This window comes from Ventrimonas sp., from assembly GCF_048380235.1.
GTDB lineage: Bacteria > Bacillota > Clostridia > Lachnospirales > Lachnospiraceae > Brotaphodocola.
This window is the reverse complement of sequence record NZ_DBFCCJ010000006.1, coordinates 74,107-88,618: the sequence shown is the minus strand read 5'-3', so window position 1 is coordinate 88,618 and position 14,512 is coordinate 74,107. Positions and strand designations below refer to the sequence as shown.

12 protein-coding genes are annotated in these 14,512 nt (G+C 39.2%); all 12 read left to right on the top strand.

Features of this window, described 5'->3' with window-relative positions:
• Positions 1 to 331 precede the first annotated feature (331 nt).
• The 12 genes from ACMP1L_RS00785 (at position 332) to ACMP1L_RS00730 (ending at position 14,493) form a co-directional block, all read left to right on the top strand.
• Complete coding sequence (locus tag ACMP1L_RS00785) at positions 332 to 1,717, top strand: AAA family ATPase (RefSeq protein WP_418451698.1); 1,386 nt, start codon at positions 332 to 334, stop codon at positions 1,715 to 1,717.
• The gene (locus ACMP1L_RS00780) at positions 1,717 to 2,238 is read left to right on the top strand and encodes a hypothetical protein (RefSeq protein WP_418451697.1); all 522 of its coding nucleotides are present in this window, start codon (positions 1,717 to 1,719) and stop codon (positions 2,236 to 2,238) included. The genes ACMP1L_RS00785 and ACMP1L_RS00780 overlap by 1 nt, the downstream gene beginning before the upstream one ends.
• Positions 2,239 to 2,316: 78 nt before the next feature.
• Positions 2,317 to 4,017, top strand: a complete 1,701-nt coding sequence (locus tag ACMP1L_RS00775; RefSeq protein ID WP_418451695.1) for an O-antigen ligase family protein — start codon at positions 2,317 to 2,319, stop codon at positions 4,015 to 4,017.
• A 203-nt stretch (positions 4,018 to 4,220) separates the two neighbouring features.
• The gene (locus ACMP1L_RS00770; RefSeq protein ID WP_418451693.1) at positions 4,221 to 5,072 is read left to right on the top strand and encodes a glycosyltransferase; all 852 of its coding nucleotides are present in this window, start codon (positions 4,221 to 4,223) and stop codon (positions 5,070 to 5,072) included.
• On the top strand, positions 5,062 to 6,447 hold the full coding sequence (locus ACMP1L_RS00765; protein WP_418451692.1) for a sugar transferase: 1,386 nt from the start codon (positions 5,062 to 5,064) through the stop codon (positions 6,445 to 6,447). Before ACMP1L_RS00770 ends, ACMP1L_RS00765 begins: the two co-directional genes overlap by 11 nt.
• A 13-nt stretch (positions 6,448 to 6,460) precedes the next feature.
• Positions 6,461 to 7,480, top strand: a complete 1,020-nt coding sequence (locus ACMP1L_RS00760) for a glycosyltransferase family 2 protein (protein WP_418451691.1) — start codon at positions 6,461 to 6,463, stop codon at positions 7,478 to 7,480.
• Between the two features lie 20 nt (positions 7,481 to 7,500).
• Positions 7,501 to 8,544, top strand: a complete 1,044-nt coding sequence (locus tag ACMP1L_RS00755; RefSeq protein ID WP_418451690.1) for a glycosyltransferase family 2 protein — start codon at positions 7,501 to 7,503, stop codon at positions 8,542 to 8,544.
• Positions 8,545 to 8,568: 24 nt separating this feature from the next.
• Positions 8,569 to 9,357 (top strand): ABC transporter permease, encoded by a 789-nt coding sequence (locus ACMP1L_RS00750; RefSeq protein WP_418451688.1) that lies wholly within the window; start codon positions 8,569 to 8,571, stop codon positions 9,355 to 9,357.
• A gap of 18 nt (positions 9,358 to 9,375) precedes the next feature.
• On the top strand, positions 9,376 to 10,113 hold the full coding sequence (locus tag ACMP1L_RS00745) for an ABC transporter ATP-binding protein (protein ID WP_418451687.1): 738 nt from the start codon (positions 9,376 to 9,378) through the stop codon (positions 10,111 to 10,113).
• A gap of 40 nt (positions 10,114 to 10,153) precedes the next feature.
• Complete coding sequence (locus ACMP1L_RS00740) at positions 10,154 to 11,338, top strand: glycosyltransferase family 2 protein (protein ID WP_418451685.1); 1,185 nt, start codon at positions 10,154 to 10,156, stop codon at positions 11,336 to 11,338.
• A gap of 18 nt (positions 11,339 to 11,356) precedes the next feature.
• The gene (locus ACMP1L_RS00735; protein WP_418451684.1) at positions 11,357 to 12,364 is read left to right on the top strand and encodes a hypothetical protein; all 1,008 of its coding nucleotides are present in this window, start codon (positions 11,357 to 11,359) and stop codon (positions 12,362 to 12,364) included.
• A 26-nt stretch (positions 12,365 to 12,390) separates the two neighbouring features.
• The gene (locus tag ACMP1L_RS00730) at positions 12,391 to 14,493 is read left to right on the top strand and encodes a glycosyltransferase (protein ID WP_418451683.1); all 2,103 of its coding nucleotides are present in this window, start codon (positions 12,391 to 12,393) and stop codon (positions 14,491 to 14,493) included.
• Positions 14,494 to 14,512 lie beyond the last annotated feature (19 nt).

Here is a 14,512-nt window from a genome sequence, read left to right as displayed (position 1 = left end):
AGAGCTGCTGCAGATGCAACTGCAACTACTTTAGTCTGCTTTCTCATAATGAATGCACTCTCCTTTTTACTTTTTTGAATTTGCTACGAAATTCCTAAATTGCATTACGAGACGATTATACTTCCTATAAGGCAAATTATTGACAGGAGCAGGGGGCGTATTGGCTAATTCCTGAATTTGAAAGAGGTGGAATGTCAGGGATGATTTATTTAGAGCAATAGGTATGGAAACTTGAAAATGGGCATAATTATAAAAGAAAAAATAATACATTATGTATTTAAATTTCCTGAATGGTATGGTATAGTACAAATTACATGGAGGAAATGGGAAAATGAAAAATATATATTTAGTGAACTATTCTGTTAAAGGAATCAAAACACTGGATGAACTGATTTCTCTGTCATTTTATAAGAAAACTATTACGCGCAACCTGGACACGCAAGAATATAATGTAAAAGGAATTTATGGAATGAATGGTTCTGGTAAATCTGCTATTGTGACATCTGCAGATATACTCAGGAATCTTCTTACCAATCCGGGGTATTTGAATAATCCGATTGTTCAAAAAAATTTAGAAGAACTAATTAATAAAAAGCTGGGTGAATTGTTTATATCTGTTGATTTTCTTGTTAATTTGAATAAGCAAGAAAACTCTATACCAGTGTTGATGCGTTATATGGTGACAATATCTCAAAATTCCAATGGGAAATATGCTATTTCACATGAAAAATTATCTTGCAAGAATGCGTGCAGAAAATCGGATTTTATGTTTAATGTATTTGAAACGCAAAAGGGAGATGTTATTTCGGTAATAGATGAAGCGGAGAATCCTTTCCTGAAGAGATTTCTTGATAAAACCACAAATCTGTTGGAAGACAATTCGATGTGTGTATTGTTTTTTGATAAGGTACTGATGGATATGGCAAAAGATGAGACGGATAAAGATTATCCAATTTTGTTCTATCAACTTCTATCACTTTGGATTTTTGGAAAAAGCATACATGTATATTTAGATCAATCAGATGATCACAGCGATTATATTTTTAATAATACAGTTGGTGACTGGAGCAATGTGAAAGCGTCCAAGGAGAAAAATGATTTACTGGACCATCTTGTTGCGCTGGATAGTGATCATCTCTTTGTATTATCAGTTGCAAATAACTATATTGGAAAAGAAAATTACCAAAAATTTTCACAAACAATAGAAAAACTGGCACAGTTCCTTCGCATTTTTAAATCAGATTTAATCAGGATTGAAATCGACAAAAAAGAGGATCATTCTCTTTATATTTGTAATTTGGTTATGGTATATGAATCTTATAAAATTAATGCAGAATTTGAGAGTACGGGTGTTAAGAAACTCATTAAATTATTTGCCTATTTGCGGGAAATGGTTCGGGGAGGTATTGTTTTTCTTGATGAATTTGACTCCAATCTTCATGATGTATATTTGTGCGCGTTGTTGGAATATCTGATGGAATATGGAGAAGGGCAGCTTTGCTTTACAACTCACAATGTGGGACCGATGGATGTTTTGAAACGCCATAAAAAATCGATTGATTTTTTATCTACCGATCATAAAATTTATCCATGGACATCGAATGGAAATTATTCCCCTTCAAGGCTATACAGAAATGGCATGATTGAGGGGTCGCCATTTAATGTGGATTCCGTTGATTTTATAGGAGTATTTGGCTCTGGTTCGGAGGATAATTAATGGGAGTTCAATACATTTTTGTTGTAGAAACAAACAGCAAATGCAAATCGGACTGGATTTATATAAGGGATACTATAGAACGATTCTATCAATGGAATCAACCGCAAATCAAACTTAGTGTTGTTTATATGAATGGAAAGGGCAATTATAAAAATAAGGAAAAAGATATACGAAGCCTGAGCAAACAGTACCAGTCTGCAGGAAAAGGAAATCAGTCCAAGGTCATTCTTTGTTTTGATTGCGATGAATATGAAAAGGATATGTACGATCAGCAATTTTTGAATGACGTAAGACAATATTGCCGAAGTATGAATTACGAGTTTGTGTGGTTCTGCAAAGATATAGAAAGTGTCTATCTGGGACGAAGCGTTGAGGATAAACAGAAAAAGAAAGAGTCTGCGATATTTAAGGCACAAAATGGGATTAAACATGTTGATGTGAACAAGCTTTTAGTCAAAAATTATCGAATGAATAGCAGCAATCTTATGTGTGTTCTTGATAAATGCTTCGCAAGAAAATAAAAAGATGTTATAATCAGAGCAGACTTGGTGGGGGAAAAGAAAGATATTATATGGATAAAGAGCAGATAAGGAGACTTTATGGAGAAAAAGATAGTTACGAATAGAACCGATAGTTTCGCGGAAACCTGCGCTGCTATTATTAGTGGAGTGATCAGCGTGTTTCTGGTATTTGCCGTGATTGCGGTACCGTTGATTTATGACAAGTCCTATTTCAATATACTGGAAACAAAATACAAATGTTTTTACATGAGTGTGCTGGTGATGCTGACCGTATTTTTGGTTCTGAGTATTGTGATGCTGGTGATTGATTGGAAGGAGTTTCAGGGAGAACATGTGAAGAAGCTTTTTGCATCATTGAAACCGGCGAACTGGAAGCAGGCATTCCGGTTTGCGGATACGGCAGTATTAATCTTCTGGCTGGCGTCGGCTATATCTACATTGCAGTCCGAATATCTCTACGAGTCGTTCTGGGGGAATGAGGGACGCTACAGCGGTCTGTTCCTTATGACACTCTATGTTGTGATGTATTTTGTGGTAAGCAGGTTCTGGCGCGGCAATAAACTTGTAATGCAGGCATTTTTTGCTGCCGGACTTATCGTCTGCTATGTTGGAATTACCGATTACTTCCAGCTTGATATCCTGCATTTTCGAGGGAAGATAAAACCCGAACAATCTGCAATCTTCACTTCCACTATTGGCAATATTAACACCTATACGGCATATGTGGCACTGGTCATGGGTGCGGCAGCAGCGATGTTTGCAACTGCAAAGGGCTGGCTGAAAACATGCTGGTATTATCTGTGCATGGTGGTTTCATTTTTTGCGATCATTATGGGCTGCAGTGACAATGCTTATCTGGCCCTGGGTGCCCTGTTTGCGCTGCTTCCACTGCTGGTATTTCGCAGCAGAAAGGGCGTGGTCCGGTATCTGGTTATGGCAGCAACGTTTGCAACCGTGATTCAGTGCATTGATTTTATTAATCAGGCCTATGCGGATATGGTGATCGGCCTGGACAGCTTATTCCAGATCCTGGTTAATCTTCCCGGACTTCTTGCCATTGTGGTGTTATTGTGGTGTCTGGCAGCAGCGGTTGCGCTTTACTTCCGCAAGCAGGAAAAGGCAGATGTAGCCGCATTGCTCGCCGGAAAAACACAGGAACAGAAAGAAAAATCCAAAGTTACACTGATTCGGATCTGGCTTGGCTTGATCCTTCTGGGGGCAATCGTGCTTGTTATCATGCTGATTGATGCAAATGCGCTCGGTCATGGCTCACGCTATGGAAGTCTCGACAATTATCTGGTCTTTAATGATAACTGGGGAACCAAGCGCGGATACATCTGGCGCAAGTCACTGGAACTGTATGCAGCATTTCCGTTTATGCATAAGCTGTTTGGTTTTGGACCGGATACCTTTGGAATCATGACAACCCAGTCCTTTATGAAGGATATGGTAGGTACAACAGGTCTGGTATTTGATACTGCACATAATGAGTATCTGCAGTTTCTTCTGACAATCGGACCGATTGGACTGGCAGCATATCTGTGCTTCCTGTTTGGAAATGGCTGGAAGATGGCAAAATACTGGCTTAGTCAAAATATTCAGATTCCGAAAATGACCGGAGCAGCAGGTATGTCCGCTGAGAGTGCCTGCGTGATCGGCTGCCTGTTTGCGGTGATCTGTTACTGTGCTCAGGCTTTGGTTAACTTGAACCTTCCAATCACAACGCCGGTGATGTGGGTGCTTATGAGTGTAGGTGTGGCAAGCAGTAGAAAAAAATAAAGACATTTTTGATAACGGATGGAGGCACAGCATTGTGCCTCCATTTTTCTGCAGAAATATCCATTTTTAATAGATTCTTAAAGGTTTTCCAGCGCTTTTCTCACCGCAAAAGTTGCGGAAAAAGCCTATAGGTGTTATACTGTACAAAGGCTAATTCTGCGTAAGTGTGCGCCATAGACTGATCCGGAAAGGAGAACCCCGCGATGGATAAACGTTATTCCGTGCTGATGTCTGTATACAAGAAGGAACGCCCGGAATATCTGCATGCGGCCCTCAAAAGCATGACAGGGCAGTCGTGGAGGCCTTCGGAAATTGTTCTGGTCTGTGATGGTCCTTTGACCACAGAGCTGGAAGCCGTTTTGGAAGATATAGAATTCCAGGGATTGTTAAAAACGGTAAGGCTGGAGCAAAATGCCGGCCTTGGAGCAGCCCTGGCGAAAGGACTGCCGGAGTGTAGCTGCGAATGGGTGGCACGTATGGACAGCGATGATATCGCTGCATCGGACCGCTGTGAAAAGCAGCTTCGCTATCTGGAGACATATCCGGAAACGGATGTCCTGAGCGGCACCATAGCCGAATTTCAGGGAGAGGCTCAGACAGAGCGGGAAGCGAAGCATAGCATTGTCTCCAGAAAATGTGTGCCCCGGACCCAGACAGAGGTTGCATCCTATATAAAGATGCGCAATCCTATGAATCACCCCTGCGTTATGTTTCGAAAGTCAAAGGCACTGACAGCAGGTGGATATCAGCCCTGCCCGTTATTTGAAGATTATGATCTCTGGGTGCGGATGTTTCAGGCGGGATGTCGGTTTGCAAATCTGCCAGACACGCTCCTTTATATGCGTGTCAATGATATGCACAGACGCAGAGGCGGCATATCGTATATAAGGCCCATTTGCCATTTCTGGACAGAAATGTATCGGCGGGGAATGCTGAATTTTGTGCAGTATAGTTTTGTTCTGCTGTCCAGAATTGCAGTCAGCCTGATGCCGAATCATATCCGGAAAATGATTTATGACAAGAAATTAAGGAATCACGAAAGTAATGAACGATAAAAAGATAAATCGCAGTTTTGAGCAGTACAAGCGTCTGGTAAAATTCGCCGGATCCGCGGTCATCGTGCTTCTGGAACTTGCTATCTACTATTATGTGTGGATGAATTATTACAATAAAAATATGACAGTAGCCTTCTGGAGGCGCGGAAACTGGCTGATTGCCGGGGAATATCTGGTTCTGTCACTGGTCCTGCACCGGCTGTACGGAGGTCTGAAGGTTGGAATTTACAAATACTGGGCACTGGTCTATTCTCACATGATCTCCATTGTGGGTGTGAATGCCTTTTCCTATGTACAGGTCGTGCTGTTTGATAAAAAAATGCACAATCCTACAGCATTGCTACTGATGACAATTGTAGATCTGGCTGTGGTGCTGGTCTGGGCGCTGGTGTTTAAAAAGCTGTATGGAGCACTTTTCCCGAAAAGACGGCTTTTGCTGGTGTACGGGAAGATGCCGATGTTTCATCTGATCAACCGGATCGACACCCGCGATGACAAATACGAAATTGCGGAAAACGTATCCATTGACATGGGCCTGGAGCGTATCGTAAAGCAGGCAGAAGATTATGACGGAGTCATCATCGGCGATATCCCGGCAAGGGCCAGAAATCAGCTTATGAAGCTTTGCTACGCCAGAAATATCCGAAGCTACACGGTGCCGAAGGTCAGCGATATTCTGCTGAGAACATCCGTAGAGCTGAATATTTTTGATTCCCCTCTTTATCTTTCCCGCAATGACGGCGGCCTGGCCTGGGATCAGGCAGTGGTAAAACGGCTGGAGGATCTGGTGATTGCCGGATTCATGCTGCTGGTGACAAGTCCGTTTTTCCTGATCATAGCGTTTTTAATCTGGAATACGGATAAGGGCCCGGTATTTTATACCCAGGAGCGTCTGACACTGGATGGAAAGGTGTTCCGTATTTACAAATTCCGTACCATGATCGTGGATGCGGAAAAGAAGAGCGGACCGGTAAAAGCCGGGGAGAAGGATCCGCGCATTCTTCCGGTAGGACGATTCCTCCGGGCAACCCGTATGGACGAGCTGCCGCAGCTTTTAAATATCATCAAAGGCGATATGAGCCTGGTCGGCCCGCGGCCGGAGCGGCCGGAGCTGGCGCGCGTCATCACCAAAAACATCCCGGAATTCGAATACCGCCTGAAGGTAAAGGCAGGACTCACGGGATACGCGCAGGTGCATGGGCGTTACTGTACCACCAGCTACGACAAGCTAAAGCTGGATCTGACCTATATACGGAACTATTCCATCTGGCTTGATCTGAAGCTCATCCTGATGACGCCAAAGGTCCTTCTGATGAAGGAGTCAACAGATGGCTTTGAGGAAGGACTGTGGGAAGATCCGGCTTTGAAAGAATAGAATGGATAAAACTATGGAAAAAATATTAACGGTAGTCGTTCCGACTTACAACGCAGAAAAATATCTCCGGGACAATCTGGAATCCTTTGAGATACCGGAGCTGATGCAGGATATTGAAATCCTCATCGTCAATGACGGCTCGACGGATCATTCTTTGGAGATTGCCAGAGAATACGCAGAGCGTTATCCGGATACGTACCGGGTAATCACCAAAGAAAACGGCGGTCACGGTTCTGGCATTAACTGCGGCATCGAATATGCGCTGGGAAGCTACTTTAAGGTAGTAGATGCCGATGACTGGGTAGGAAAGGAAGCTTTTGTCAGCCTGGTGAGAACTTTAAAAACCAGTGATGCGGATGTCGTATATTCCGGTTTTTTGTGGACTTACGATAACGGAGAAGCAGATAAGAACACGTTCCGGACCAAAGCAGAGATCGAGATTCCGTTTGAAGGTGTAGAATATCAGAAAATATACCGGTTTGACGATATCGCAGACCGGCTTTATATGAAGATGCACAACATGACCATCCGGACTGAAATACTGCGGGAGCATCAGATCCGTATTGATGAGCACTGCTATTATGTGGATACCGAGTACATTCTGTACCCCATTCCCTATGTGAAAACAATCTGCTTTGTGGATGCTTTCGTTTATTATTACCGTCTGGGACGGGAGGGACAGAGCGTGGGACTGGAAAAGATGCAGAAGAACGAACAGAACTACGATAAAGTCCTGTCATCCCTTCTGAGCTTTTATCAGCAGCTGGGGAAGCAGCTGCCCTGTACGGACATCAAAAAGCGTTACATTGCCGGATTGATTGCCCGGGTCATTGCAGGTAAGTTTAAAATCATGCTGAGCTTCCCGCCATCTGCAGAAAAAAAACAGCAGCTGCGGCAGTATGACAGAACCTTAAAAGAACAATACCGCGATATCTACGACAGCAACATCAACAAAGCAGTTTCCCTGCTTCGGAAAACGCAGTACCACACGTATTATCTGGCGAATATGCTGGTTCGCCGTACATACCGCTAGAAAGACACAGAGAGGTTTTTATGGACAAGATCGTATCGTTTATCATACCGTCCTACAATGTGGAAAAATATCTGAATGTCTGTCTTACATCCTTCCTGAATAAGGAAGTGCTGGACCAGATTGAAGTCATTGTTGTAGATGACGGCTCCAAAGACCAGACGGCGCAAATTGCCCGAACATATATCGAACAATATCCCCAGGTCTTCCGTCTGATATCAAAAGAAAACGGCGGGCATGGATCGGCAATCAATGCCGGAACGGCACAGGCAGTCGGCCGCTATCTGAAAGTGATTGATGCCGATGACTGGGTAGTAACAGAAAATTTGAAAGAATTCGTGGACAAATTGGCTGACTGCAGCGCAGATGTAGTGTTAAATCCATATCATCAGGTCGACATGCAGACCGGTGAAAAGACCGTATGGAGGATGTTCTTAGACCGCTATGAAACGCTCTACACACTGGAGAATGTCGTGCAGAACTGGAAGAATTTTGACCGCTGTTTTGCTTTTCACGGCATCTGCTACAACCGGGAATTCTACCAGAAACACCGCTATGAGCTGCCGGAAAAAATCTTCTATGAGGACCACGAATACACTACGATCCCATGCTCCTATGCAGCAAGCATTTACCCCATGGATCTGTATTTGTACCAGTATCTGGTGGGCAACGCAGAGCAGAGCGTATCGGTAACCAACCGCCTGAAACGAATGAGCCATGTAGAAAAGGTGACGGAAGATCTGATCCGTCACTATAACGCACATCCGGAGCTATCCGATGCGGCAAAAGAGTATATTTACAAGAAGACAGAAGGCGTTATTTTGAGCTATTATGTAGCAGGCTGCATCATGAATCCGGATAAAAAGAAGGGCAGAAACGACTGCCTGCGCTACAATGCAATGATTCAGAATCTAAATATGAAATTCTGGAACCGGGTCAGCAAAAAGTTCAAAATGTATCTGTGGATGAACCGGTTTGGAATCACATTCCCGGTGTATGAGAAGATGCTGCATTCGGAGATATATAACCGGTTAAGGCACAATCAGAAGATAGAATCAGAGAAGTAAACAAGAAAAGATGAGGCAATGTTTATGAAATTATGGGTAGACCGAATTAATACATTTTTGAAGTATAAAGATTTACTGTTCCAGCTTGTGAGCAGAGATATTAAACTGAAATACCGGAGAAGTTTTCTGGGCTATTTGTGGAGCGTATTGAATCCATTATTTGTCATGATTATTATGACGATTGTGTTTTCAACGATGTTCAGCCGAAATATCCAGAACTTCCCGGTATATTTATTTACAGGAAAAATGCTGTTTGATTTCCTGTCTACATCGACAAACCAGGCAATGACATCTGTAACCGGAAATGCGGCATTGTTGAAAAAAACCTACGTACCAAAATATATCTTTACATTGTCTAAGGTAACAAGCTGTATGATCGATCTGGTATTTTCCCTTGGCGCATTGCTGATCGTTATGCTCTGTACCAGAGCAACCATATACTGGACTTTCTGGTTATTCCCATTGGTTATTGTCCAGATCTATATTTTCTGCTGTGGACTTGGTTTTTTCCTTGCAGAATTTAATGTGTTTTTCCGGGATGTGCAGTACATTTACCATGCAGTTATTACGGCATGGATGTATCTGACTCCGATTTTTTACCCAGTTGAATCATTACCGGCAAGTGTTAGTTTTGTAGTAAAAGTCTTGAATCCAGTGTACTATTATGTGGCCCAATTCCGTGACCTGGTATATTATGGTCATCTTCCGGGACCGAGAATATTCTTCGGGGGATGGATTCTGGCATTTGTAATGCTTGCATTTGGACTTCTGATGTTTAAGCGGAAACAGGATGAATTTATTTTATATATTTAAATTAGAACAGGTGAGTATATGAGTGAGTATGCAGTTGAAGTAAATAATGTGACAATTCGCTTTAATATGGCAAGTGAAAAGGTCGATAATTTAAAGGAATATGTCATTAAACTGATAAAAAAAGAGCTGATTTTCCAGGAGTTTCTGGCAGTAAAGGATGTTTCCTTTAAAGTAAAAAAAGGAGAGGCATGGGCGCTGATCGGAGTGAACGGATCGGGGAAATCCACCATGTTAAAGGCAATCAGTGGCATTTTAAAGCCCTATAAGGGCAGCATTACAGTGAATGGCGAGGTTGCTCCGCTAATTGAGTTAGGAGCCGGATTTGACCCGAATCTGACTGCTCGTGAGAATATTTATCTGAATGGAACCGTGTTAGGACATTCAAAAAAATATATGGATGAGCATTTTGATGAGATTGTGGATTTTGCGGAACTGTGGGATTTCCTGGATACTCCGATTAAAAACTTTTCTTCGGGTATGACAGCCCGGCTTGGATTCTCTGTGGCGACCATGGTGGCACCGGACATCCTGATTTGTGATGAGATCTTGGCAGTAGGAGATTACCTGTTTCAGCAGAAATGTATGGAGCGTATGAACCGGATGTTGAGTGGAGGAACGACGCTTTTGTTTGTATCGCATACTATAGATACCGTACGAAAATTGTGTGATCATGCAATTTGGCTTGATCATGGTGTTGCAAAAATGGCTGGAGAAGTCAATGAAGTTTGTGATGCGTATATGAAGCTGAATCGATAGTTTCAAGGAATAAGTTTAATATAAGAGGTAATCGTTCGTAATGAAGCAAGCAGTGAAAGTTTCAGTTATTATTCCGGTCTATAATTCAGAAGCATATTTGAAAGAATGTTTAGATAGTGTTGTACATCAAACTCTTCAAGACATAGAAATAATATGTGTTGACGATGGATCGACAGATGCTTCTATGGATATATTACAAAAGTATGCTCAAAAAGATGAACGTTTTAGAATATTGGAACAGCAACATTTGGGGGGTGGGGCAGCGCGCAACTTAGGACTAAAAGAAGCAGAAGGAGAATATCTTTCTTTTTTAGATTCTGATGATTATTTTGAATTAGATATGTTACAAAAAATATATTTGCGTTGCAAAGAAAAAAAAGCGGATGTGGGTGTCTTTGGTGTTATGTGTTATCACCAGGCAACAGGTGCTCAGAACTACGAACCGGCCGGATTAAGAAAAGAATACTTGCCCGCCAAAGAAGTGTTTATGTGGAGAGATTTTCCAGAACATATATTTAATTCGTTCCATAATTGGGCGTGGAATAAGTTATTTTTGAGAAAATTTATTTTAGAGAATCAGGTATATTTTCAAGAAATCAAACGAACAAACGATCTTCTTTTTACTAATAAAGCATTGATCTTAGCTTCTAGAATTGTTATTTTAGATGAGGCGTTAGTTCATTATCGAATTCAAATAAAAGATAGCTGTCAAAGTACTAATTATTTGTATTCAGAGGACTTTTTTTTGGCTTTTCAAGCGCTGATGCAATTTTTAAAAGAGTATGGAATATGGGATCAAGTTGCAATGAGTTATCGAAATCATGCATTGGATGGATGTATAGCGAATTTAGATAGTTTAGAGTTTCGTGATGAACATGAAAGATTATACAAACATTTGAAAGAGAGCATCTTTAGAATCTTGGAAATAGATTTATTGGTAGAAGAGGATGTGCTGAAGGAAAATTTGGATAAAAAAGAAAGATATAATTTGATTATGAGTGAATCTTATTTGATCTATATAAAAAATAGGGCAGATGTGTATAGACTTTTATTTAGAAATCTACAATTTTCATCATATTTACAAAATGTAAAACAAAAAGAAGATAATCATAAGTTAGAAGAAGAGTTAAACCATATAAAACAATCTAAAACATTTACACTGGGGAAAGTGCTGATTCATGTACCTCAAAAGATCTATTGGTTTGTGAAACAGTATTGTAAATAAATGGAGTAGATATATAATATGAAAAAATTAAAAACATGGTTAAGAAAGATTTGGCCTATATCGCAAGAAAAATTTGAACAAAAAGTAGAAGCAGATTGTCTATTTCAAACAAATGTTTTTGATGAGATAAAAACATTGGATTCAAACATATCTGAACAGAAAAAACTCATAGGGAAAATTGCTTTAGAGGTAGAAAATCAGGGAAAGAAACTCGAACAATATCAAAAGGTTATTAGAAATTTTCGAGACGAAGTATTAGAGTATAACAAGCAATTGGAGGAAAAGAAAGAAGTCTTACTAAAGAAACAATTGGAGATGGTGGATTCCATTGAAAGCAGATTGGAAAAGGTAAAAAGAAGTACTAATGAAATAGTATGGGGACAGGTGTTTAATAATACAATAGCAGATTCTTCGTGGTTAAAAAATAAATTTTTTTCACCAGGTCGATGGGCTTTGGGGTATCCTGCTTTGTATGCTTTATATAGAATTTTGAATGAATTTCATCCTCAAAATATATTGGAATTAGGTCTCGGACAATCTAGTGTGATGACATTGCAGTATGCGTCAGCATTTCCAAATGTGAATCATATCATTATGGAACATGATAAAACATGGATAGATTTTTTTGAAAAAACACATTCGATAAGTAATAATTCTAAGCTTATGCACATGAATATTGAATATGTCACCTATAACAATGTTGAAAATGTTCGAGTATATCAAGATTTTATAAACAAGTTAGGGGAAAATACAAGATTTGATTTCGTGATTATAGATGCACCGATTGGTGGAGATATGAAGTGTTTTTCTAGAATAGATGTGATATCAATGATTCCCGATTATTTAAGTGAACAATTCGTTATTATGTTAGATGATGCAGATCGAATGCAGGAACGTAGGACAATGAATGAAATTGATAAAAAATTTAAAGATAGTGGTATAGATGCAAAACGCGGTTTGTATTCAGGCGAAAAGGATACATGTATTTGGACGAGTAGTATGTGGCATTTTTTGCTTACAATGTAAGAAATGGAAAGGTGTTAAAATGAGTTATGAAGAATATAAAAGTTACAGTAATTATGCCGGTATATAATGCGGCAGAGTATTTAAGAGAATCTTTGGATTGCTTAACGAAGCAGACACTTCAAGATATAGAGATAATATGCGTAGACGATGGATCAACAGATGAATCATTATGCATTTTGGAAGAATATTCAAAAAAAGATAACAGATTTATGGTGCTTTCTCAAAAGAATTTGCATGCTGGAGTGGCACGAAATAATGGAATTGACCATGCGAGTGGAGAATATATGATATTTCTCGATGCGGATGATCTTTTTGAGTTGGAACTTTTAGAAAAGACTTATAAACAGGGAATACAGCAAGATGCGGATATTGTTTTATTTGATGCAGACTATTTTAATACAGAGACTGGAGAACGTTTAGTACAGAACCATTTATTAAGAACAGAACTTTTAGATGGTAAAGAAGTTTTTTCAAGGAAAGATATACCAGATAGATTGTTTACAATTACGACTACATGTCCGTGGACCAAGTTATATAGTAGAAAATTTATAGAAAAATACAAGTTACGTTTTCAGAATTTAAGGCATAGTAATGATGTTTATTTTGTACTTTCTTCATTAGCATTAGCGGAAAGAATTACCTATTTAAATGAAAAATTAGTTTACTATAGAGTGAATCAGACAAAAAGTTTACAAAGTTTAAAAGCAACGAATCCAACATTATTTTTTGATGCCTATGAGGCAGTATATAAATTGTTGAATGAAAGGCATATATATGAGGAATTAGAAAAAAGCTTTATTACAACAGTATTGTCTGGATGTGTTTTTAATATTGATACTGTGCATTCTAATGATGCAAAGAGAAAAATATATGAAAAAATAGAGTCCAGTGAGTTTAAGGCAATGAATATTTTGGCTTATCCAGAAGACTATTATATAAATAGAGAATATTACAGACGTATAAAATCTGTTCCATATATATTAAATTGTTTGAGAAAAAGGAATAGAAGATATGAGAAAAATGGATTTAGAGTAATACAACAAAATCGTGTGAAGGAAGAAATTGCAGTATCTGTTATAATACCAGTGTACAATACTGAAAAATATTTAAAGAGTTGTCTGGAGTCTATACAAGCGCAGTCATTAAAAAATATAGAGATAATTTGTATAAATGATGGTTCGACAGACAAATCTTTAAGTATCTTAAAACAAATTTCTAAGCTAGATAAAAGGGTTTCTGTATATACCGAAGAAAATTCGGGACAGTCGGTTGCCAGAAATAGAGGATTGAGTGTAGCTCGCGGAAAATATATATATTTTATGGATAGTGATGATTTGTTGGACGCAAATGCTCTGAAAAAATTATATTCTAAAGCAGAAAACGAGAAATTAGATATTGTATATTTTGATGGGACAAGTTTTTTAGATGATGATTTAGATGAAAGTTCTTCTAATCAAAACTTAGATTATTATAAGAGAAAATATTGGTATTCTGGCGTATATAAAGGGGAAAAAATGTTACTTGCTTTGGTAAAGAATGGAGAATATAGAGTATCCCCTTGTTTACAGTTGATTAGAAATGAATATTTAAAAAACATGAGAATTTCTTTTGAGGAAGGCATTATCCATGAAGACAACTTGTTTACATATCAGACTATTTTGGGAGCAGAACGCGTAGGACACATTCATGAAGGATTATTTAAACGAAGATATAGAGCTGCATCTACAATGACACAGAAAACTACATTTGAACATGTTTATGGGTACTTCAAATGTTTCTTGAAGATGGGGGAGTATATTGAGAAAATTAATATTGACGATCCAGAAAAGGAGGCTGCTTTATTTGTACAAAAGGATAATTTAAGAAATGCACGAGAAAAATATATGAAATTGGAATATGAGGAAAAAGAAGCAGCTAAAGGATTAGATTTGAATGAGAAACTCTATTTTGAGGCTTACATTGAGGACTGGTTTGCCGAGAGAAAGGCAGTTTGGAATGCCAATAATAGAGCTGCAAGAGAAATTGCCAATGAAATTGCCAATGTAAAAAATACAGAGACATTTAAATTGGGCGCTGCAATTATTTGGCTTCCTAGAAAAATAAAGCAATGTTTTTTGAACATAAGATAGGTTGAGGATAATTTATAAA